We start from the raw sequence: 22,546 nt of genomic DNA on the forward strand, positions 1-22,546 counted from the left end.
TTGCGCGAACCACCGACATAAAATCTAACATTTTCGTGCGCGCCATACCGTTCAGCAAACCGGTCAGCTACGCCATGGCGCCGGTATTCTACGCTAGTTTGTTTGGATTTTGACATCAAACATACGTGCGCGGTGAATATTTTTTCAGCGTGTTGCTTACCGGCTCGGAGGCGGCGAACAGATCCCCCTGCCCGCCGCAAACGCCTTTGTCCAGCAATGTCTGCCATTCTTCACGCGTCCGCACGCCCGAGGCGAACACCTGAGCGTGCGTGCCCTTGCAGGCTTCGGTCAGGCTGCTGACAAACAGCTGATTCTCCGGCCGCTTATCCAGACTACGCACCAATCCCGGGTGGAGTTTGATCACCTCCACATGCAGCGACTTGATATAGGCGGTGCTGACCAGCGTCAGCCCGGCCTGCGTCACCGCCAGCCGACAACCTAAGCCGGTAATCATGGCCAGAATCGGACGCAAACGGCCGATATATTGACACACATCGGCCTCTGCAAGCTCAAACAACAATCGCTGGCGCTGTTTTTTCGGACACTGGAGCAGTGTTTCACGCAGCCAGCGCAGGAACGGCCGTTGCAGCAGCGAATCCACCGTGATGGGGAAAGCCAGCACCGAATCCTGCCAACTGACGGTGAGAGCGATCACCCGATTGATCAACTGGCGGTCATAACCGGAAGTCAGGCCGAGCTGACGCACCAGCGGCATGTACTCCGCCTCCAGCAACTCCTGGGTGCCATCATAAATTCGGCTAAACATTTCCCGATGGTGCACCTCGCCATCGCAGGTAATCGCCGGTTTCTGATACAAGCGCGGCCCGCCGCGCAACAGGGTGTGTTCCAGCAATGTGCGCCATTTGACGCTGCCTCGCCCTTTCTCCGGCACCCGCCGGTCATAAACGCACCAGCCGTTACCGCCCTGCAATACCGCGTTACGGGTGGCGTCTTCCACGCTTTCCATCACCTGTTCGGTGGTCTGCCCGCTGTGATACGCGCAAATACCGATGTGCAGAATATCTTCCCGATCGATGAGCGGCGTCATTGGCAGAATGTCGATGGCTTTCACCAGTTGACTGGCGATACTGTCCGCTTCTTTCAGCGTCCGATGCGGCAAAAGCACCGTAAAATCACTGTGGTAGTAACGTGCCAACAGCGCAGAGGGATAGCGCAGGACAAACGTAGACAACAGGCTGATCAGCGTATTGCGATATTCTTCAAGCACACCGCCGTAGCCATGCGTTTCCTGCAAGGTGTCGAAGTCCGGCAGGCGGATCATCATCACCACGCCATGCGTGCCGACGTCTTCCGGGTCTTCCAATTGTGTGGCGAGCTGATTTTCGAAAAACAGCCGATTATTCAGACCGGTTTGCGCATCCTGGGCCGCGAATGAGCGAATGAGGGTGTCCACCCGACTACGAGCCTCACGCGCCTCGACCAGATCCAGCAGCAACTGATCAAGAGCACCGCTGGCCATGGCCGGCCATTCGTGTACCGAACCATGCATTACGGTATCGCGTTCGCCCGCTAAAATCCGTCGGGCCCGTTTCTCCAGTTGTTCCTGGCCTGCCATCTGACGCCGCAGCCAACGCACGCCATGAAAAACGCCGACAGCGCTCATCAGTATCGCCAGTACCATCGAAAACATGGCCTTGAGATAGCGCGGTACGCCAAAAAACGGGTCGGCATAGGTGACATTGACCCGCACATCAGTGTGATGCAGCAGCGACAACGCGGTGTGACGATAAAACAGCGCCCGTTCATCCGCATCGGACAACATTTCCGGCAAACGTAATAAAAAGAGGCGTTCATGATTATCGCGGATTTCCAGTTCCACAATGCCGGCGGCTTTCATCACCGCCGGCAACCAGAACTGGATATTGTCGGGCGGCTGTACCAACAGCGCCTGATCGATACTCGCCGCCACAGCCCTGAGCTGATGCTCCATCCGTTGCTGGCTGTAACACACAAAACTGAAAATGCTGCTGACCAACATCAGCACCACGGCCAATGTCGTCAGCAACGTCATTACGATTGATATTCTGGCAGTCAACCCCATCCCTGCGCCTAACTCCGTATCAAAGAATTGAAAAATGCTTTCATGAGATACTTTGTGTGTTCTTTGCGATTTATCAGTTCGCATACTACCTGTTACAAATATAGTCCTTAAATGATTTACCTCTATTTTTGTCCCCGATAAGGAAGATTTTTATGCGCGCATTAGTACTCGGGCAACAAGATAACCGGACTGTGGCCGACATCAACACCATCGAACCATCACAATTACCTGATGGCGATGTCACTGTCGATGTGAATTGGTCCGGTATCAACTATAAAGATGCACTAGCCATCACCGGCAAAGGAAAAATCATTCGTCAATTTCCGATGGTGCCGGGCATCGATTTCGCCGGCACCGTGCGCCATAGCGACCACCCCGACTTCAAGACCGGGCAGCCCGTGGTGCTGACCGGATGGGGCGTGGGTGAAACTCATTGGGGCGGACTGGCGGAACAGGCGCGAGTCCGGGCTGACTGGCTGGTGCCGTTGCCGCAAGGGTTGACGCCACGTCAGGCGATGATCATCGGTACCGCCGGGTTTACCGCCATGCTGTGCGTGATGGCGCTGGAAGAAGGCGGCGTGACGCCTGCAAGCGGCGAGGTGGTCGTTAGCGGCGCCAGCGGCGGCGTCGGCAGTACCGCCATTGCACTCTTACACGCGCTGGGGTATCAGGTAACGGCTGTCAGCGGCCGGGCGGATAACAGCGCCTATTTGCAACAACTTGGCGCTCATCAGGTGCTGGATCGCCGGGAATTTGCCGCTGCCGGTCGTCCGCTGGAAAAACAACGCTGGGCAGGCGCTATCGACACAGTGGGCGATCAGGTACTGGCGACGCTGCTGGCCCAAATGCATTACGGCGCGACCGTCGCCGCTTGTGGGCTGGCGGGCGGCGTCGCTCTGCCAACCACGGTAATGCCATTTATCCTGCGCAACGTACGCCTGCAAGGCGTGGATTCGGTGATGACGCCGCGCGCCCGGCGTGAGGAAGCCTGGCATCGCCTGGCGGCACTGCTGCCTTCCGCTTTCTATGAACAGGTCGCACAGGAAATTACGCTGGAGCAGGTTCCCGCCGCCGCCGCCGCACTGCTGGAAAACCGGGTGACCGGCCGTACGCTGGTACGCATCGGCACCGCAGATTGATACCTCCGTCAGAACAGGTCGATAACGACCTGTTCCTCCATCTTTTTGGTAACACCCGGTAAAAAAAGAACGATTCCCCGGCACATTATTTCACCGCATACTGATGACAACGCCATCAAGACCAAAGCGTGTATTCAACCCGAATCCCCCAGCCTGACACCAATAATCAAAAGCGGGAGTTCACCATGTCCAGACATCGCAAACTAACCGACGCCGACGTGACGCCGGAATCACTGTTCCATCAGCGCCGCACCGTTCTCAAGGCGCTGGGTCTTACCGCCGCCACACTGAGCCTGCCGTCCGGCGCCCGCGCCGACCTGCTCAACTGGTTCAAGGGAAAGCCGGCCCCTCTAGCCCCACCCGGCAAACCGCTGACGTACAGTCAGCCGCCGCAGTGGCACCCTGATCTGGCGTTAACGCCGGAAGACAAAGTCACCGGCTATAACAATTTCTATGAATTTGGTCTGGATAAAGCCGACCCTGCCGCTAACGCGGGTGGCCTCAAGACCGAAGGCTGGAAGGTGCGGATTGACGGTGAAGTCGCCAACCCCATCACGCTGGACATCGACGACATTCGGCGCCGTTTCCCGCTGGAAGAACGCATCTATCGCTTTCGCTGCGTCGAAGCCTGGTCGATGGTGGTGCCATGGGTCGGGTTCGAACTGGCGCAATTGATAAAACTGGCCGAACCGACCGGTAATGCGCGTTACGTCGCTTTCCAGACCCTGTATGACCCGGCGCAAATGCCCGGCCAGAAAGACGGTTTTATCGGCGGCGGCCTCGATTACCCCTATGTCGAAGGGCTGCGTCTGGATGAAGCCATGCACCCGCTGGCCTTACTGGCGGTCGGTGTTTACGGCAAGACCTTGCCGCCGCAAAACGGCGCGCCGATACGGCTGGTCACGCCGTGGAAATACGGTTTCAAGAACATCAAATCCATCGTGCATATCACCCTGACGCGACAACAGCCGCCCTCCACCTGGAACCTGACCGCGCCTAATGAGTACGGGTTCTACGCCAATGTGAACCCTAATGTCGATCATCCTCGCTGGTCGCAAGCCAGCGAACGGGTCATCGGTGCCGGTGGGCTACTGAACGTCCAGCGTCAGCCGACGTTATTGTTCAACGGTTACGCCGATCAGGTGGCGTCGTTGTATCAGGGGCTGGATTTACGGGCTAACTTTTAATCGACTCAACCTATGACTCCCGCCGCGTTGCGGGCGTTCATCCCTATATAGATAGGAACATGACGGTATGCGTCTGACCTCCCGACACATCATCGCCCTGAAAGTCGTGCTTCATCTGGCAGCGTTCCTGCCGTTGATTTGGCTGGTGTTCGCCGTTAATCAGGGCGAGTTCAGCGCCGATCCGGCCAAAGATATCCAGCATTTTACCGGCAGAATGGCGCTGAAGCTGCTGCTGGCGACACTGATGGTGACGCCGCTGGCGCGCTACGGCAAACAACCGTTACTGATTCGCTGCCGACGATTACTGGGTCTGTGGTGTTTTGCCTGGGCCAGCCTGCACCTGCTCAGTTATACCTTGCTCGAGTTGGGGGTTAATCACCTCGATTTGCTGGGAAAAGAGATTCTCCTGCGTCCTTACCTGACACTCGGGATGGTAAGTTGGCTGATACTGCTGGCGCTGACATTCACCTCTACGCAGTCCGCGCAGCGAAAACTGGGGTCAGGCTGGCAAACACTGCACAATCTGATTTATCTGGTCGCGATCTTCGCGCCGGTTCATTACCTGTGGTCGGTAAAATCGCTGTCGCCATTGCCGATCATTTACGCTTTAGTTGCCGTCATATTGCTGCTTTTTCGCTACCAGAAGCTGCGTCGATGGCGTCGTTAATCCGCCATTTCGACACGCGCCGAACGGATTTTTCAGCAAGATTTCGTAAAACTTTGTCAATAACGCCGCGGGTAACTCCGCAGATAAGACCAGTATTTGGCTGCTAACTGCTACGATATGGCTATAATGTTCAAACCGCGCGGATGAAAAGGGACATTTTCGCTCCGCAAAGGGTGACAAACGGATAGCTTCGCGTTATGTTGTGCGCCACTGAGCCAATCGAGGGAGATAGCAGCACAATGGCAGACAAGTTTCACATTTTGCTCCTTAACGGTCCAAACCTGAATCTGCTGGGAACCCGTGAGCCGGAGAAATACGGCCATACGACGCTGGCGGAGATCGTGAGCCGGCTGGAACAAGATGCGGCAGCGCTGAACGTGCGGCTTTCCCACCTGCAGTCGAATGCAGAACATGAGCTGATTGACCGAATCCATCAGGCCAGAGGAAATACCGATTTCATTCTGATTAACCCGGCAGCGTTTACCCACACCAGTGTGGCGTTGCGGGATGCTCTGTTGGCGGTCTCCATCCCGTTTATCGAAATCCACCTGAGTAACGTGTACGCACGTGAGCCCTTCCGTCACCACTCCTACCTGTCTGATGTGTCGGCTGGGGTGATCTGCGGTCTGGGCGCAGATGGATACCATTATGGTTTACAGACGGCAGTCAAACGCCTGTCTACGTCCAATTAATCGTTTCCAATTAACAAGAGTACGGAACCACATTCATGGATATTCGTAAAATCAAGAAGCTGATCGAACTGGTTGAAGAATCCGGCATCGCCGAACTGGAAATCTCCGAAGGCGAAGAGTCGGTACGCATCAGTCGTACTCCGGCACCGGGCAGTTATCCGATGATGCAACAGGCTTACGCGCCGATGCCGCAGTTCGCTCCGGCCGCCGCACCGGCGGCAGCGCCAGCCGCTGCTGCTGAAGCCGCCGCTCCGGCCGCCATCAGCGGTCATGTGGTGCGTTCGCCGATGGTCGGTACGTTCTATCGCACGCCAAGCCCGGATGCCAAACCTTTCGTGGAAGTCGGCCAGCAGGTGAAAGTGGGTGATACCCTGTGCATCGTTGAAGCAATGAAAATGATGAACCAGATCGAAGCGGACAAAGCAGGCGTGGTGAAAGCCATTCTGGTTGAAAGCGGCCAGCCGGTCGAGTTTGACGAGCCACTGGTTGTCATCGAATAACGAGGCTTACCATGCTAGATAAAATTGTCATCGCCAACCGCGGTGAGATTGCGTTGCGCATTTTGCGTGCCTGCAAAGAGCTGGGCATCAAAACCGTCGCGGTGCACTCCACGGCGGACCGCGACCTGAAACACGTATTGCTGGCGGACGAAACCGTGTGTATCGGTCCGGCTCCGTCGCCAAAAAGCTATCTGAATATCCCGGCGATCATCGCAGCAGCGGAAATCACCGGTGCAGTGGCCATCCACCCCGGTTACGGTTTCCTGTCTGAAAACGCCGACTTCGCCGAGCAGGTAGAGCGTTCCGGTTTTATCTTCATCGGTCCGCGCGCCGACACCATCCGCCTGATGGGCGACAAAGTGTCTGCCATCAGCGCCATGAAGAAAGCCGGCGTTCCCTGCGTACCCGGTTCTGACGGCCCGTTGGGCGACGACATGGATAAGAACCGCGCCATCGGCAAGCGCATCGGTTATCCGGTCATTATCAAAGCTTCCGGCGGCGGCGGCGGTCGCGGTATGCGCGTCGTACGTAGCGAAAAAGAGCTGGAACAATCCATCGCGATGACCCGCGCAGAAGCCAAAGCGGCGTTCAACAACGATATGGTCTACATGGAAAAATATCTGGAAAACCCACGCCATGTGGAAATCCAGGTATTAGCCGACGGTCAGGGCAACGCCATTTATCTGGCGGAGCGTGACTGTTCCATGCAGCGCCGTCATCAGAAAGTGGTGGAAGAAGCGCCGGCACCGGGCATCACCGCCGATCTGCGGCGTTACATCGGTGAACGTTGCGCCAAAGCGTGCGTAGACATCAACTACCGCGGTGCGGGCACGTTCGAATTCCTGTTCGAGAATGGCGAGTTCTATTTCATCGAAATGAACACCCGTATTCAGGTAGAACACCCGGTAACCGAGATGATCACTGGTGTTGACCTGATCAAAGAACAGCTGCGTATCGCTGCCGGTCAGCCGCTGTCCATCAAGCAGGAAGAAGTGAAAGTACGCGGTCACGCGGTGGAATGCCGTATCAACGCCGAAGACCCGAACACCTTCCTGCCGAGCCCAGGCAAGATCACCCGCTTCCACGCGCCAGGCGGTTTTGGCGTTCGCTGGGAATCGCACATTTATGCCGGTTATACCGTACCGCCGCATTACGATTCCATGATAGGCAAGCTTATCACCTACGGCGAAAGCCGCGACATCGCCATTTCTCGCATGAAGAATGCGTTGGCTGAGCTGATCATTGATGGCATCAAGACCAACGTGGAATTGCAGATGCGCATCATGTCCGACGAAAACTTCCAGCATGGTGGCACCAACATCCACTATCTGGAGAAGAAACTCGGCCTGCAGTAATCTTCCGCACCGATGAAACGGGCCGGCCCATGCCGGCCCGTTTTTATTTCTGCGCTATTCGCCGCTTTCTGGTGCGATATCTCGATTTTTCGCTGGGCAATTGGCTGGCATGCCGTAAAATCCCCTGTTTTGTGTCATCTATAACCCAAAATAATTCGAGTTGCAGGAAGGCGGCAACGCAGCGAATCCCCAGGAGCTTACTCAAGTAAGTGACTGGGGTGAGCGACAAATCTGCCGGGAGCAGATTTGAACGCAGCTTGCTGCGGCCCTAAAAGGGCGAGGCCCAGGGATGGGCCGAGTAATAAAGCCAACGCACCTGCAACTTGAAGTATGACGGATATACACACTGATTCCTGCTGGATTTAGGGGGAAATCATGGATAAACGCTTTCTACAGGCTCACCGCGAAGCCCGCTGGTCACTGATGTTGACGCTGGCCTATCTGGTGGCCTGGGTGCTCTTTGCCTATCTACCCGACAACCGTCCCGGCCTGACCGGTTTGCCACACTGGTTCGAACTGGCCTGTCTTTTACTGCCGCTGCTGTTCGTCGGCTTGTGCTGGCTGATGGTGCGCGTCATCTTCCGCGATATTTCACTGGAGAATCACGATGCAGAGTGATGTCATCCTGCCGCTGATTGCTTATCTGTTACTGGTGTTTGGTCTGTCGGTCTATGCCTGGCGGCGTCGCCAACAAGGTAATTTTCTCACCGAGTACTTTATCGGCAATCGCTCGATGGGCGGCTTTGTGCTGGCTATGACGTTAATCGGCACGTATGTCAGCGCCAGCTCGTTTATAGGCGGCCCCGGCGCTGCCTATAAATACGGGCTGGGCTGGGTACTGTTGTCGATGATTCAGGTGCCGACGATGCTGTTGTCGCTCAGCATCCTCGGTAAGAAATTCGCGATTCTGGCGCGCCGTTACAACGCTATTACCCTCAATGACATGTTGTACGCCCGCTACGGCAGCCGTTTGCTGGTGTGGTTTGCCAGCCTGAGCTTGCTGGTGGCGTTTATCGGCGCAATGGCGGTGCAGTTCATCGGCGGAGCCCGGTTGCTGGAAACCGTGGCGCATGTGCCTTATAACGTCGGACTGCTGATTTTCGGTATTACCATCTTGCTCTATACCGCATTCGGCGGCTTTCGCGCCAGCGTACTGAACGATGCGCTGCAAGGCATCGTGATGCTGATCGGCACCGTGCTGCTGCTGGCAGGCGTTATCTACGCAGCAGGCGGGCTATCGTCCGCCGTCGACAAACTGGCGCAGATCAACCCGGCGCTGGTCGATCCGCACGGCAGCAATCAGATCCTGTCCGCACCGTTCATGGCCTCATTCTGGGTACTGGTGTGTTTCGGTGTGATCGGCCTGCCCAATACCGCCGTGCGCTGCATTTCCTACCGTGACAGCAAAGCGCTGCACCGCGGCATCTTGATCGGGACGATTGTCATCAGCGTGCTGATGCTGGGTATGCATCTGGCCGGGGCGCTAGGGCGCGCCATTCTGCCTAACCTGACCATTCCGGACCAGGTGTTGCCGGAACTGATGCTCACCGTGCTGCCGCCACTGGCCGCCGGGATCTTCCTGGCCGCACCGACTGCCGCCATCATGTCGAACATTAACGCCCATTTACTTCAGGCTTCCGCCACGATCGTGAAAGATCTTTACCTGAGCGTCTATCCTCAGAAAATAAGCGATGAGCGCTATATCCGGCATTTATCCAGTTTTACCACCCTGATGCTCGGCCTGCTGGTGCTGCTGGCGTCATGGCGGCCGCCGGAAATGATTATCTGGCTGAATCTGCTGGCGTTCGGCGGGCTGGAAGCGGTGTTCCTGTGGCCATTGGTACTCGGCCTCTATTGGGAACGCGCCAACGCCGCCGGCGCGCTGAGTTCGATGTTCAGCGGCGCCGTCAGCTATACACTGCTCGCCAGCTTCAATCTCCAACTGGCCGGCTTTCATCCGATTGTGCCATCGCTGCTGTTAAGCCTGGTGGCGTTTATTCTGGGTAATCGCGTTGGGCGTCAACCCGCGCCTGCGGTTACCGCATCTTCATCACTTTGAGGTCAGAGGCTGCTATGCCGTGGATTCAACTGAAAATCAATACGTCCGGCGCACATGCGGAGCAACTGGGCGATGCGCTGTCTGAAAGCGGCGCCGTCTCGGTCACGTTTCAGGACACGCATGACACGCCGGTGTTCGAACCCCTGCCGGGCGAAACCCGCCTGTGGGGCGATACCGATGTCATCGGCCTGTACGACGCCGAAACCGATATGGCCGAGGTCGTTGCCATACTGGAGCAGGAACCGCTGCTCGGCGCCGGTTTCCAACACAAAATCGAGCAGTTGGAAGACAAAGACTGGGAGCGGGAATGGATGGAAAACTTCCATCCGATGCAGTTCGGCAAGCGGCTGTGGATTTGCCCAAGCTGGCGTGACGTACCGGACCCGAACGCGGTCAACGTGATGCTGGACCCCGGCCTGGCATTCGGCACCGGCACCCACCCCACCACCTCGCTGTGCCTGCAATGGCTCGACGGGTTGGATCTGGACGGCAAAACCGTCATCGATTTCGGCTGCGGCTCCGGCATTCTGGCGATCGCCGCCCTGAAACTCGGCGCCGCCCGCGCCATCGGTATCGATATCGATCCGCAAGCGATCCAGGCCAGTCGCGATAATGCCCAGCGTAACGGCGTGTCTGAACGTCTGGATCTGTATCTGCCGAAGGATCAGCCAAACGATCTGTCTGCCGATGTGGTAGTAGCCAATATTCTGGCCGGCCCGCTGCGCGAGCTGGCGCCGCTGATCAGCGTGCTGCCGAAAACCGGCGGCCATCTCGGCCTGTCCGGCATTCTGGCTTCACAGGCGCAGAGTGTAGCGCAAGCCTATGCAGAGCGATTCCAGCTCGACCCGGTGGCGGAAAAAGAAGAGTGGTGCCGTATTACCGGTATCCGTAAACCAGCGTGATCCGTTACCTTCACCAGCCGAAACATCGCCGTTTCGGCCGGTGATCCACGCCGATATTTCGTTGGGCAAACCGACTACTGTTACCATCAATCACTATTTCTATGCGGTGAAACAGCATATTCAGGCGGATGTTTAATTTCCCCGGCATGTACACAAAATCGGCAGCGTAGGAATAACACTCTGTAAACAAAGGGAAAATAAAAACCGCGCAGAAGCAATGCAGCATTTCCTTGATCTGTTCCGCTCAATTGCTCAAAGTTTGGCCTTTCCTATCGCGTAAAAAATGCGTAATATACGCGCCCTTGCAGGCACAGTATGGTCACTCTTTGTCTATGCGCATTGGACAATTTCAGCTTCCCAATCGTTTGATTGCCGCCCCGATGGCGGGCGTAAGCGATCGCCCTTTCCGGGCTCTCTGTTACGCGATGGGTGCTGGAATGACGGTTTCCGAGATGCTCTCTTCCAATCCGGAAGTGTGGCGTTCGGACAAGTCGCGCTTGCGCATGGTACATAGCGATGAGCCCGGTATCCGGGCGGTACAGATAGCCGGCGGCGATCCGGATGAGATGGCGGAAGCCGCCAGAATCAACGCGGAAAACGGCGCGCAGGTCATTGACATCAACATGGGATGTCCGGCCAAAAAGGTTAACCGCAAGATGGCCGGTTCGGCGCTGTTGCAGTACCCGGAGTTGGTGAAACAGATCCTGACGGCGGTGGTGAAAGCGGTAGACGTACCGGTGACGCTAAAAATCCGTACCGGCTGGGCGCCGGAGCACCGTAACTGTGTAGAGATTGCCCAATTGGCTGAAGATTGTGGTATTCAGGCGCTGACCGTTCATGGACGCACGCGTGCGTGTCTGTTCAATGGCGAGGCGGAATACGACAGCATTCGGACAGTTAAGCAGAGTGTTTCCATTCCCATCATTGCGAATGGCGACATTACTGACCCGCGCAAAGCCAGAGCGGTTCTTGATTACACCGGGGCTGATGCCTTGATGATAGGACGAGCCGCTCAGGGAAGACCCTGGATCTTTCGGGAAATCCAGCATTATCTGGACACAGGGGAGTTGCTGCCGCCCCTGCCACTGGCAGAGGTCAAGCGCTTGTTGATCGGGCATATACGGGAATTGCACGACTTTTATGGTCCAGGCAAGGGATTTCGTATAGCACGTAAGCACGTGTCCTGGTATCTCCAGGAGCACGCCCCAAACGACCAGTTTAGGCGCACATTCAACGCCATAGAGGACGCCAGCGAACAGCTGGAGGCGTTGAAGGCATATTTTGAAAATCTTGCGTAAACAGAAAAAGAGCTGACAGAACTATGTTCGAACAACGCGTGAATTCTGACGTACTGACCGTTTCCACTGTAAACTCTCAGGCTCAGGTAACCCAAAAACCCCTGCGCGACTCGGTTAAACAGGCACTGAAGAACTATTTCGCTCAACTGAATGGTCAGGACGTGAATGACTTGTATGAGCTGGTACTGGCTGAAGTAGAGCAGCCGCTGTTGGACATGGTGATGCAGTACACCCGCGGCAACCAGACCCGCGCTGCCCTGATGATGGGCATCAACCGCGGCACGCTGCGTAAGAAACTGAAAAAATACGGCATGAATTAATCTAAATTCATAACCGATTGTTTTTAAAAAACGCTTGTCAGAAATGGCAGGCGTTTTTTGTTATTTGTACCCCACTGAGTACCCCACAGGTTACTACACAGTGGCAAAAACACGGGAACAAACTTCGTGAGGATGAGGCTGAACTGTTTTGCCCTGATAGTTCACACCACTATTAAGGAAAATAGAGATTATGAGTCATCAAGATGAGTACGCACGCGGCTACAGCGATGGTTATAAATCTGTCCAGGAGAATGTAATACCGCCTATAGCCCCAATTGGGCCAATGACTCCACTAGACTCTGCTCCCTATGAAGAAGGTTTTAAAGCCGGGGTTTCGGCGGCTGGGGGTTAGTAAATACTATATGGGGCTTCCCTGCCCCATTAAATACCCGTAAATTCTGCAAGTCTGCTATTGTTCTTCGCTCATATCAAACGCAAAACCCTTCACGCTCTACCTGCCACGAACCAAACGACATCCGGAACGCGACGGCAGGGTCTATCTTATTGGCGGATTTCTTCTTGTTCGGCTTAATGTTGGCGTTGGCGTCGGTCTCCATCACCACATTGCTCATCGCCCACGCCAGCACCGGATCGCCGTTGTGCCTGATAACACGACGGTTAACGAATACCTCTGCTGATTTCGCCACCGGACTGAATTTAAGGTAGGTTTGCGGGAGTGGCTCAACGACCAGCTCTGCGCCAAGGCCGCTACTGGTGCAGGTGATCGTCATAACCTTCTTAACTTTGATGTAGTATCAACATAGCAACCATATCAAGATTTGCTGGATTATTTCGAATATTGCTCATCACTGACGTGCTCCAGCCATTCGACGACGCTGCCGTCAAGCGACTCGGCAATCGCGATATGCGTCATCGCAGTTTCTGCCGTTGCGCCGTGCCAATGTTTTGCCCCTTCAGGGATCCAGACGATATCCCCCGGATTGATCTCATTAACCTCTTTTCCCCACTCCTGAACCCAGCCCCGCCCCTGAATAACAATCAGCGTTTGCCCCAGCGGATGGGTGTGCCAGGCGGTACGCGCACCGGGTTCAAAGGTGACGGTCGCGCCGCCTACACGGGCAGGCTCCGTCGCCTGAAACGGTGCGTCAATGCGTACCTGACCGGTAAACCACGCTTCCGGGCCCTGCCGGGAAGGCTGCGAACCATTACGAATAATCTTCATTTTTTCCTCTACTTCCGGCCTGATTGCCGGCATTAACCTCAACAGAGCGATGGGATATGGCATAAAACCTGTGCGCCATAGGTCGCTATCAGTATGGTTGGCGCCAGCCAACATCGCCCTCGCCCATTGCCGGTACCCTCACCGGTGCAGAACGCTGATAAAAACCTATCGCGCCCGATAACCAGTGACTAGACAAGGAAATCCGCATGGAGCTATGAGTTAAATTCATATATTTATTCAGTATAGTGTCACGCGTTGTGCCGTTAGGGAGACAGGTCAGTGCTTAAAGAAAATTTCAGCGATCTTATTTCGTTTCGTATGGTTGCGCAGGAAAAGAGCTTTACTCGGGCGGCCGCAAAGCTGGGTATCTCTCAGTCGGCGCTGAGCCATGCCATGCGCAGCCTGGAAGAGCGGTTGGGCGTTCGCCTGTTAACGCGTACTACGCGCAGCGTGTCGTTAACCGAAGCCGGTGAGCGCCTGCTCGGCAACATCTCACCATCGCTAAACGAGCTTGAGCACGCATTGGAAGATCTGGGGGAGATGCGCGATAAAGCGGCGGGCAACATTCGTTTGACGGCCGGAGAGCACGCAGTGAATTTTGTTCTTTGGCCGGTACTGAAACCCTTTCTCAGCCAGTATCCGGATATCCATCTGGAAATTACCGTCGACAATACGCTGACGGACATTGTCCACGAGCGCTTTGACGCCGGTGTGCGATTGGGCGAGCAGGTCGCCAAAGACATGATTGCCGTGCGCATCGGCCCGGATATGCGTATGGCCGTAGTCGGTTCACCGGCGTATTTCGCCCACCACCCCCGTCCCGACACGCCGCAGTCACTGCAACAGCACCGCTGCATCAACATGCGCCTTCCCACATTGGGGGGACTATTCGCCTGGGAATTTTCCAGAGACGGGCGGGAAATCCGTGTGCGGGTCGACGGGCAACTGACATTCAACAACCTCCAGCACCGTATCGACGCGGCACTGTCCGGGCTGGGGCTGGCTTACGTCCCGGAAGACACTATCCGGTCGGCGGTGTCAGAAGGGCGTCTTATTCAGGTACTGGATACGTGGTGTGAACCGTTTCCCGGCTATTACCTGTACTATCCCAGCCGGAAACAGCACACCGCCGCCTTTTCTCTGTTTATCGACGCGCTGCGCTATCGCGGCTGATGACTGAAACGAGGCGGTGCCCGTCTCGTTCACAGCAGTGCCGTTGCTTCGCCACTGCCACAGAATGCCGGGCGTGTTCAGCGGATATCCAGCTCGACCCATACTGCCGCGTGGTCCGAAGCGCCGGTATCCCAGGAAGTGACCGTCGGGAACGGCGTCACCGGTTCTGCGCCCTCTTTAGCGGCGATCTTATCAATGTTATAGATACCGCGTCGCTCGATGCCGCAGGTGACCTTCGCGCGATGTAGCGGCGTAGATATGAAGATATAGTCCAGTTGGTTTAATCGCTCCTGGGGTTTTCCGCCGGAGAAATAATAGGTATAACGCGCCGTTTCCGGCAGGGAAGGATCAATCGCCGGGTGTAAGTCAGGTATGGAAAACAACGGAGTCAGACTGTGCCAGGGATTAGCGGCATCCTCGTTCAGGTCGCCCATCACCACGACATACTCCTGCTGCAAATTGTACCCGCGCACAATCTCGGCAACGCGTTCCGCCTGAGCGAGCCGACGTTTGGCCGCCCGCTCGCGCTCTTCATCGTTACGGCCGTTCTGGCTTTTGAAATGATTACACAGCACATGCACCGGCTGCAGCAGGCCGACGTCTATCGTCACCTCCAGGCAATCACGGCTGAACAGCGGAGTAAACGATGCGCTCGCATCAAAAATATGGGTACGCAACTGGGTAATGCGATGACGAGTCAGGCAGGCAACATCGATACCGCGCGGATCGTTCGGGCTATCGATCATGACATACTGAGCAAACACCTGATCCGCCAGAATCTGCCGATTGAAATCACGCAGCACCGCCATATTCTCCACCTCGACTGCGCACAGAATATCGGCTTTCAGCGCCTTGATGACCAACCCGGTATTTTGCCGCTGCTGATCGCCAAAGGGTTCGGCACGAAAAACCAGCTCGCCCAGCCAGTCACGTCGCCCACGGCAACTCTTGTTAATCCGAAATCCGGTCTTGCCCGCTTCGTTTTTCCAGCTTCCCAGCGAGCCGCCGTCAACCCGCAAGTCGATATACGGCTGGAGATTGCTGGTCAGGGTAAAAACCCGGTCTTTCAGGACATCGTCATACTTATCATCATCCAGCAGCGTTTGTAACTGGCGAACCTTCTCCAGTAATTCACTGCTTTGTTGCGGGTCAGGCAGGTTAAGAATCGCAGTACGGTGAAACAAGTTTTCAACGTTATAGCTGGCAAGTCTGAGCTTCATGGCTCCTCCTCAGGCGACAGGCTATGGCGGGAAATAACTAGTTACGGGACACCCTCTAGTCTGGCTACCGATTGTTACCACCGTATATCACACTGTCCCGCGATGCTCATTGGTAAAAAATACCGGCGCTCACTATATTCATAGCAGATATAAGCCATGTCGTTATGGACTTGGCAAACATCATGACATCACGTAAATTCGCAGCATTTCTGACTCACAACGGCAACAGCCATCTCTGGCAGGAACAATGATGAAAAAATCTCGCTTAGCATTACTGACCGGCGCCTTACTGGTTACCAGCGTACTGGCTCATGCACAGGACGATCTCAGCGCCATCAAGGCAGCCGGTGTGATTAAATTCGGCACTGAAGGCACTTACGCGCCTTATACCTACCATGATGCCTCCGGCAAACTGGTCGGGTTCGATGTAGATGTCGGCCGCGCGGTGGCGGAAAAACTGGGTGTGAAAGCTGAGTTCGTCGAAGGCCGTTGGGACGGGTTGATCGCCGGCGTAGACGCCAAACGCTATGATGCCGTCATCAACCAGGTGGGCGTGACCAAAGAGCGTCAGGCAAAGTATGACTTTTCCAACCCGTATATCGATGCCAAATCGGTATTGATCGTACGTAGCGATAACACCAGCATCAAATCGTTCAACGACCTGAAAGGCCACAAATCCGCTCAGAGCCTGACCAGCAACTACTCCAAGCTGGCTACCAGCTACGGTGCGGAGATCGTGCCGACCGACGGCTTCAACCAGTCGCTGGAGCTGGTGCTGAGCGGCCGTGCCGAAGCCACCCTGAACGATAACCTGTCGTTCCTGGACTTCAAAAAACACAAACCTGACGCCAAGGTAAAAGTGGTTGCTACCGCTGAAAGCGGCGATCCGTCGGCCATTCTGGTACGTAAGAACCAGCCGCAACTGGTTGACGCGCTGAACAAAGCGTTGGATCAAATCAAAGCCGACGGCACCTATAAGACGATTTCTGTGCGATACTTTGGACAAGACGTTTCCAAATAATGCATTGATATCGGAGCTATTGTAGATATGCCATCATGGCTACAACTTATGGCAGACTCCTTCTGGAGTCTGCTTTCCGCCGGACTGACCTTCACCGTTCCTCTCGCGATTCTTTCCTTTGCTCTTGGGCTGATGATCGGCGTACTGGTGGCGTTATTGCGCCTGTATGGCCCCAAACCGCTGAAAAAGATCTGCGACTTTTACGTGTGGATGATTCGCGGTACACCGCTGCTGGTCCAGCTATTTCTGATTTTCTATGGCTTGCCTAACGCCGGTATTACGCTGGATGCCTTCCCGGCGGCACTGATTGGATTTAGCCTGAACGTCGGTGCGTACAGTTCGGAAATCGTACGCGGCGCTATTCTTTCCGTCCCTAAAGGCCAGTGGAACGCCGCCTATTCGCTCGGCATGAGCGGCGCGCAGGCTATTCGCTGGGTGATCGTACCGCAATCCGTTTTTGTCTCGTTGCCGCCGCTGGCGAATACCTTTATTTCACTGGTCAAGGACACCTCGCTGGCCGCCGTCATCACCGTGCCTGAAATGTTTCTGGCGGCGCAACGCATCGTATCGGTCACTTATGAACCACTGATCCTGTACATCGAAGCCGCACTCATCTACCTGATGTTCAGCACCGTGCTGAGCAAACTACAGGCGCGACTGGAAAAATACTACCAGCGCCACACGGTACATTGATGACCGGTCGACAGACCAGATAACCGGCAGGCAGACTAGTCCGAATGGTCTGCCTTCTTACATTCCTTCCGGATTAATCCCCCCGAAAACCCTGCTGTACCGCCGTTATTGGCTTTACAAGGCTGCTACCGCTCACCGGAACGCGCTGCACTAAAACAGATAGCGCCGCCGCTGGTCATTACTCTCCTTGAGGCAGCATCAACGCATTAACCGCCGTTTTTTACCTGAGTTGCACCAAATTGGATCAACCGAATAACAATCACGCCATTTTGGTGCGCCCTATGCCTTTGCTTTATCCCGCTATACCCCTCATTTATCCCGATTTACTACGCAGGCGATTTAGTTTCCTGCCTGTATCGCTGTGATCACAAGCTGGCATCGTTTTTGCTTTCTTAACATGACGGTGTCCGGCATACAGCGCCGAAGTCACCCATCGACAGACAGAGCAGGCGCGGCCATGACTGCGCCAACACACAACAGCACATTACTATTACATTAGGCACATACGATGATTATGAAAAAAGTGATTATGTCTACGCTGGTTGCCAGCGCTTCACTGTTTGCCTTCATCAACCAGGCACACGCGGGCGCAACCCTTGATGCCATTCAAAAGAAAGGGTTCGTGCAGTGCGGTATCAGCGATGGACTTCCTGGTTTCTCGTATGCCGATGCCAACGGCAAATACTCCGGTATCGACGTTGACGTCTGCCGTGGTGTCGCTGCAGCCATTTTTGGCGATGCCAACAAAGTCAAATACACCCCGCTGACCGCCAAAGAGCGTTTCACCGCGCTGCAATCCGGCGAAGTGGACTTGCTGTCCCGTAACACTACCTGGACTTCCTCTCGCGATGGCGGTATGGGCCTGCTGTTCACAGGCGTGACCTACTACGACGGTATCGGCTTCCTGACTCACAACAAAGCCGGGCTGAAAAGCGCTAAAGAGCTGGACGGCGCAACCGTTTGTATCCAGGCCGGCACCGACACCGAGCTGAACGTAGCCGACTACTTCAAGACCCACAACATGAAGTACACCCCGGTGACCTTCGACCGCTCCGACGAAAGCGCTAAAGCGCTGGATTCCGGCCGCTGCGATACGTTGGCTTCCGACCAGTCTCAGCTGTATGCCCTGCGCATCAAGCTGGGCAAACCGGCCGATTTCGTGGTACTGCCGGAAGTGATCTCTAAAGAACCGTTGGGCCCGGTAGTACGCCGCGGCGACGAAGATTGGTTCGCGATTGTCCGCTGGACACTGTTTGCCATGCTGAATGCCGAAGAGATGGGCATCACCTCTCAGAACGTCGATCAGATGGCAGCCAAGCCAGCCACCCCGGATATGGCGCACCTGTTGGGTAAAGAAGGCAACTTCGGTAAAGATCTGAAACTGCCGGCTGACTGGGCGTTCAAAATCGTCAAACAGGTAGGCAACTACGGCGAAGTATTTGAGCGCAACGTCGGTCAGGGCAGCGAGCTGAAAATCAAGCGCGGCCTGAACGAACTGTGGAATAAAGGCGGCATCCAGTACGCTCCTACCGTTCGCTAATCCCTGATGCTAAAACGGGCACGCGCTGCGAACCAGCCGTGCCCTTGCTTTATCTGTCACTGAGGCTCCAACATGCTGCAACGCCCAACCGTGAAAGGTGATTTATCACTGACTAATCCAGCGGTGCGCGCCTGGTTGTACCAAATTCTGGCGGTCGTTATCGTTGTGACTACCGTCGGCTACCTGCTGCACAACACGGTAACGAATCTGGCACAGCGCGGGATTACGTCAGGCTTTGCCTTTCTGAATAACAGTGCCGGTTTCGGTATTGTTCAACACCTGATTGACTATGAACAAGGCGATACTTACGCCCGCGTTTTTGTCGTCGGCTTGCTGAACACGCTGCTGGTGTCGGCTATCTGTATTATCTGCGCCTCGCTGCTGGGGTTTATCGTCGGTCTGTCCCGGTTGTCTGATAACTGGCTACTGCGTAAGCTATCAACAATTTACATCGAAACGTTTCGTAATATTCCGCCGTTACTACAAATCTTCTTTTGGTATTTCGCGGTATTACGCAACCTACCCGGCCCTCGTCAGGCTGTGAACGCGTTCGATACCTTTTTCCTGAGTAACCGGGGGTTATATATTCCGGCCGCCGAGTTCGGACCGGGAGCGCTACCGTCTTTCCTCGCGCTGCTCATCACGCTGGGATGTGCCGTCGCGTTGCATCGCCGCAATAAACGCTACCATGAGTTGACTGGTCAGCAGCGTCGTTATTGGCCTATTCCGCTGGTAATGCTGATAGTCCTGTTGGGGCTGTCTCATTTGATCTTTGGCCAGGCACTGCATGGGGATTTTCCGGTACTGAAAGGATTTAACTTTAACGGCGGCCTGGTACTGATCCCCGAACTGGCAGCGCTGGCGCTGGCATTATCGGTATATACCTCGTCGTTTATCGCCGAGATCATTCGTTCCGGTATCCAATCCGTTTCCCACGGACAACATGAAGCGGCGTTGTCGTTGGGCCTGCCCAAGCCGGTTACGCTGCGTAAGGTTATTCTGCCGCAGGCGCTGCGCGTGATTATTCCGCCCTTGACCAGTCAGTACCTAAACGTGGTGAAAAACTCTTCACTGGCCGCCGCAATTGGCTATCCCGATATGGTGTCGCTATTTGCAGGCACGGTGCTGAATCAGACCGGCCAATCGATTGAAACCATCGCCATTACCATGTCGGTTTACCTGATTATCAGCCTGCTGATCTCATTACTGATGAACATCTATAACCGGAAAATCGCCTTAATTGAGCGTTAAAGGAACAGGATGACTATGACGACACACACTCCATCCCATCCGACGCCCATTAACTATGCCATCACCTGGGCGCGGCGGAACCTGTTCTCCAGCATATCCAACAGCATCTTAACGTTGGTTTGCTTATGGCTACTGTGGACGCTGATCCCACCATTGCTGAATTGGGCCATCATAAAAGCCAGCTGGACAGGCTCAACACGATCGGATTGCACCAGTGACGGCGCGTGCTGGGTATTCGTTCACGCCCGTTTCGAACAATTCATGTACGGGTTGTATCCACGGGAAGAACTCTGGCGCATCAACTTCGCACTGGTGCTGGCGCTGATCAGCATTCTGCCGATGTTCTGGCGCAACATACCGCGTCGCGGCCGTTATATCGCCATCTGGTGTATCGTCTATCCGTTGATCGCCTGGTGGTTGCTGTTCGGTGGCTTTGGCGGTCTGACCCGCGTGGAAACACGCCAGTGGGGCGGCCTGACGCTAACCATCATTATCGCGGCCATCGGCATCGCCGGTGCGTTGCCGTTGGGGATCCTGCTGGCGCTGGGACGCCGCTCCAACATGCCGGTACTTCGTGCGCTATGCGTGATTTTTATCGAGTTCTGGCGTGGCGTACCGCTGATTACAGTGTTGTTTATGTCCTCCGTGATGTTGCCGCTATTCCTGACGGAAGGCACCAATATCGACAAGCTGCTGCGCGCGTTGGTTGGGGTCATCCTGTTCCAGTCGGCGTATGTGGCGGAAGTGGTGCGCGGCGGCTTGCAAGCATTGCCAAAAGGGCAATATGAAGCGTCGCAGTCTCTGGCTCTGGGTTACTGGCGCATGCAAGGATTGGTGATTCTGCCTCAGGCGCTGAAAATGGTGATCCCCGGCCTGGTCAACACCATTATCGCCCTGTTCAAGGACACCAGTCTGGTGATCATCATCGGCCTGTTCGACCTGTTTAGCAGTATCCAGCAGGCAACGGTTGATCCAGCCTGGCTGGGTATGTCCACAGAAGGCTATGTCTTTGCCGCCATTATCTATTGGATCTTCTGCTTTAGCATGTCGCGCTATAGCCAGCACTTAGAAAAACGTTTTGATACTGGACATAAGTCCCATTGAGGTTATCCATGAACCAGGACACATTAGCATCTTCTTCCGACTACATGATCACGCTGGAAAGTGTGAATAAGTGGTATGGGCAGTTCCATGTACTGAAAGACATCAACCTGCAAGTTAAGCAAGGCGAGCGTATTGTGTTATGTGGGCCGTCAGGCTCCGGTAAATCAACCACGATCCGCTGCATCAATCACCTGGAAGAACATCAGCAGGGTCGTATCGTGGTTGATGGCATTGAGCTTAATCATGACAGCCGCAACATCGAAAAAATCAGAACCGAAGTCGGTATGGTGTTCCAGCACTTCAACCTGTTCCCGCATCTTACGGTTCTGCAAAACTGCACGCTGGCGCCTAGCTGGGTGCGTAACATGCCGAAAAAAGAAGCGGAAGCATTGGCAATGCATTATCTGGAGCGAGTCCGTATCGCCGCCCACGCCCACAAATACCCAGGCCAGCTTTCCGGTGGCCAGCAGCAGCGTGTCGCGATTGCCCGCTCACTGTGCATGAAGCCGAAAATTATGTTGTTTGACGAACCGACATCGGCGTTGGATCCAGAGATGGTGAAAGAGGTGCTGGATACCATGCTGGGTCTGGCGGAAGATGGTATGACCATGCTGTGTGTAACCCATGAAATGGGTTTCGCCCGCACTGTTGCCAACCGGGTGATCTTTATGGATCAGGGTGAGATCGTCGAACAGGCGCCGCCGGATATTTTCTTCAGCAGCCCACGTTCAGAGCGTACGCAAACGTTTCTGGCGCAAATTCTGCATTAAACACATCCAATGTTTCTACAGCCCGCTAATTGCGGGCTTTTTTACGTCCATAATACTTTTTCCAACATCAACATAAGAATAACGGCATCACAATACTCGCTGGGCATTAATGACAGAGACACCAGAACCACAAGAACCCGTCGATAAAATCCTGCTTTACCGCCACCGGCCCGGACATCATCAGGAGCCGGACATCGATGCCTGCACGCTGGCCGTGGCCAGCGACAGACCGTTGACGCTCGCCCTGCCCTGTCTGGACCTCAATCAGCCGGCACAGATTGCCGCCTTTATCCGCGACTGGCTGCACCGCAGCACCGGTGCCGGAGGCTGAGAGGCTGGGGGAATGTAGAAAATGTGGATGCGGGAACTGTCGCGGCCGCGGCATGCCGCCACCGCAGGAGAGACCATGG

The 22,546-nt window shown here is 55.2% G+C and carries 22 protein-coding genes and 1 pseudogene; 19 read left to right on the forward strand and 4 right to left on the reverse strand.

Going from position 1 to position 22,546, the window contains the following annotated elements:
* Positions 1-115 precede the first annotated feature (115 nt).
* Positions 116-2,062 (reverse strand): RNase E specificity factor CsrD, encoded by a 1,947-nt coding sequence (csrD, locus tag DCH402_RS18920; RefSeq protein ID WP_040002816.1) that lies wholly within the window; start codon positions 2,060-2,062, stop codon positions 116-118.
* A 152-nt stretch (positions 2,063-2,214) separates the two neighbouring features.
* Between csrD and acuI the strand changes: the two genes are divergently transcribed.
* The 11 genes from acuI (at position 2,215) to fis (ending at position 12,181) form a co-directional block, all read left to right on the forward strand.
* The gene (gene acuI, locus DCH402_RS18925) at positions 2,215-3,201 is read left to right on the forward strand and encodes an acrylyl-CoA reductase (NADPH) (RefSeq protein WP_040002818.1); all 987 of its coding nucleotides are present in this window, start codon (positions 2,215-2,217) and stop codon (positions 3,199-3,201) included.
* A gap of 185 nt (positions 3,202-3,386) precedes the next feature.
* Positions 3,387-4,388, forward strand: coding sequence for a protein-methionine-sulfoxide reductase catalytic subunit MsrP (msrP, locus tag DCH402_RS18930; RefSeq protein WP_040002820.1), 1,002 nt, complete (start codon positions 3,387-3,389; stop codon positions 4,386-4,388).
* A gap of 67 nt (positions 4,389-4,455) precedes the next feature.
* Positions 4,456-5,055: a protein-methionine-sulfoxide reductase heme-binding subunit MsrQ gene (gene msrQ, locus DCH402_RS18935; protein WP_040002821.1), complete on the forward strand. Its 600-nt coding sequence runs from the start codon at positions 4,456-4,458 to the stop codon at positions 5,053-5,055.
* Positions 5,056-5,294: 239 nt separating this feature from the next.
* The gene (aroQ, locus tag DCH402_RS18940) at positions 5,295-5,747 is read left to right on the forward strand and encodes a type II 3-dehydroquinate dehydratase (RefSeq protein ID WP_040002822.1); all 453 of its coding nucleotides are present in this window, start codon (positions 5,295-5,297) and stop codon (positions 5,745-5,747) included.
* A 35-nt stretch (positions 5,748-5,782) separates the two neighbouring features.
* The gene (gene accB / locus DCH402_RS18945) at positions 5,783-6,247 is read left to right on the forward strand and encodes an acetyl-CoA carboxylase biotin carboxyl carrier protein (RefSeq protein WP_033577514.1); all 465 of its coding nucleotides are present in this window, start codon (positions 5,783-5,785) and stop codon (positions 6,245-6,247) included.
* 11 nt (positions 6,248-6,258) lie between these two features.
* Entirely contained in the window at positions 6,259-7,602 is a 1,344-nt protein-coding gene (gene accC, locus DCH402_RS18950; RefSeq protein WP_038900061.1) for an acetyl-CoA carboxylase biotin carboxylase subunit, read from the forward strand.
* Between the two features lie 375 nt (positions 7,603-7,977).
* On the forward strand, positions 7,978-8,220 hold the full coding sequence (locus DCH402_RS18955; protein WP_040002825.1) for a YhdT family protein: 243 nt from the start codon (positions 7,978-7,980) through the stop codon (positions 8,218-8,220).
* Positions 8,210-9,661 (forward strand): sodium/pantothenate symporter, encoded by a 1,452-nt coding sequence (gene panF, locus DCH402_RS18960; RefSeq protein WP_040002826.1) that lies wholly within the window; start codon positions 8,210-8,212, stop codon positions 9,659-9,661. The genes DCH402_RS18955 and panF overlap by 11 nt, the downstream gene beginning before the upstream one ends.
* A 14-nt stretch (positions 9,662-9,675) precedes the next feature.
* Complete coding sequence (gene prmA / locus DCH402_RS18965) at positions 9,676-10,563, forward strand: 50S ribosomal protein L11 methyltransferase (protein WP_040002828.1); 888 nt, start codon at positions 9,676-9,678, stop codon at positions 10,561-10,563.
* Between the two features lie 332 nt (positions 10,564-10,895).
* Complete coding sequence (gene dusB, locus DCH402_RS18975; RefSeq protein ID WP_040002831.1) at positions 10,896-11,861, forward strand: tRNA dihydrouridine synthase DusB; 966 nt, start codon at positions 10,896-10,898, stop codon at positions 11,859-11,861.
* A gap of 23 nt (positions 11,862-11,884) precedes the next feature.
* Complete coding sequence (gene fis, locus DCH402_RS18980) at positions 11,885-12,181, forward strand: DNA-binding transcriptional regulator Fis (protein WP_012883002.1); 297 nt, start codon at positions 11,885-11,887, stop codon at positions 12,179-12,181.
* A 381-nt stretch (positions 12,182-12,562) separates the two neighbouring features.
* Here the strand turns inward: fis and DCH402_RS20810 are convergent.
* A pseudogene (locus tag DCH402_RS20810) lies at positions 12,563-12,882 on the reverse strand (terminase TerL endonuclease subunit); the annotation flags it as partial.
* Positions 12,883-12,968: 86 nt separating this feature from the next.
* Complete coding sequence (locus DCH402_RS18990; protein WP_040003748.1) at positions 12,969-13,364, reverse strand: (R)-mandelonitrile lyase; 396 nt, start codon at positions 13,362-13,364, stop codon at positions 12,969-12,971.
* A 279-nt stretch (positions 13,365-13,643) separates the two neighbouring features.
* Here DCH402_RS18990 and DCH402_RS18995 point away from each other — a divergent pair, with 279 nt between their 5' ends.
* Positions 13,644-14,537 (forward strand): LysR family transcriptional regulator, encoded by an 894-nt coding sequence (locus tag DCH402_RS18995; protein ID WP_040002833.1) that lies wholly within the window; start codon positions 13,644-13,646, stop codon positions 14,535-14,537.
* A gap of 77 nt (positions 14,538-14,614) precedes the next feature.
* On the opposite strand, the gene DCH402_RS19000 is transcribed toward DCH402_RS18995, so the two are convergent.
* Positions 14,615-15,757 carry an endonuclease/exonuclease/phosphatase family protein gene (locus tag DCH402_RS19000; protein ID WP_040002835.1) on the reverse strand — a complete coding sequence of 381 codons (1,143 nt, stop codon included), beginning with the start codon at positions 15,755-15,757 and terminating at the stop codon, positions 14,615-14,617.
* 250 nt (positions 15,758-16,007) lie between these two features.
* On the opposite strand from DCH402_RS19000, the gene DCH402_RS19005 reads away from it, so the two are divergent.
* The 7 genes from DCH402_RS19005 (at position 16,008) to DCH402_RS19035 (ending at position 22,467) form a co-directional block, all read left to right on the forward strand.
* Positions 16,008-16,778: an amino acid ABC transporter substrate-binding protein gene (locus DCH402_RS19005; RefSeq protein ID WP_015848158.1), complete on the forward strand. Its 771-nt coding sequence runs from the start codon at positions 16,008-16,010 to the stop codon at positions 16,776-16,778.
* Positions 16,779-16,805: 27 nt separating this feature from the next.
* Positions 16,806-17,471 carry an amino acid ABC transporter permease gene (locus DCH402_RS19010; protein ID WP_040002836.1) on the forward strand — a complete coding sequence of 222 codons (666 nt, stop codon included), beginning with the start codon at positions 16,806-16,808 and terminating at the stop codon, positions 17,469-17,471.
* Between the two features lie 514 nt (positions 17,472-17,985).
* Positions 17,986-19,011 carry an amino acid ABC transporter substrate-binding protein gene (locus DCH402_RS19015; RefSeq protein WP_040003749.1) on the forward strand — a complete coding sequence of 342 codons (1,026 nt, stop codon included), beginning with the start codon at positions 17,986-17,988 and terminating at the stop codon, positions 19,009-19,011.
* Between the two features lie 72 nt (positions 19,012-19,083).
* The gene (locus DCH402_RS19020; protein ID WP_040002838.1) at positions 19,084-20,262 is read left to right on the forward strand and encodes an amino acid ABC transporter permease; all 1,179 of its coding nucleotides are present in this window, start codon (positions 19,084-19,086) and stop codon (positions 20,260-20,262) included.
* A gap of 9 nt (positions 20,263-20,271) precedes the next feature.
* Positions 20,272-21,366, forward strand: coding sequence for an amino acid ABC transporter permease (locus DCH402_RS19025; RefSeq protein ID WP_040002839.1), 1,095 nt, complete (start codon positions 20,272-20,274; stop codon positions 21,364-21,366).
* Between the two features lie 8 nt (positions 21,367-21,374).
* Positions 21,375-22,136 carry an amino acid ABC transporter ATP-binding protein gene (locus DCH402_RS19030; protein WP_040002840.1) on the forward strand — a complete coding sequence of 254 codons (762 nt, stop codon included), beginning with the start codon at positions 21,375-21,377 and terminating at the stop codon, positions 22,134-22,136.
* A gap of 109 nt (positions 22,137-22,245) precedes the next feature.
* The gene (locus DCH402_RS19035) at positions 22,246-22,467 is read left to right on the forward strand and encodes a P-loop NTPase family protein (RefSeq protein WP_071604745.1); all 222 of its coding nucleotides are present in this window, start codon (positions 22,246-22,248) and stop codon (positions 22,465-22,467) included.
* Positions 22,468-22,546 lie beyond the last annotated feature (79 nt).

Source organism: Dickeya chrysanthemi NCPPB 402, from assembly GCF_000406105.1.
Classification (GTDB): domain Bacteria; phylum Pseudomonadota; class Gammaproteobacteria; order Enterobacterales; family Enterobacteriaceae; genus Dickeya; species Dickeya chrysanthemi.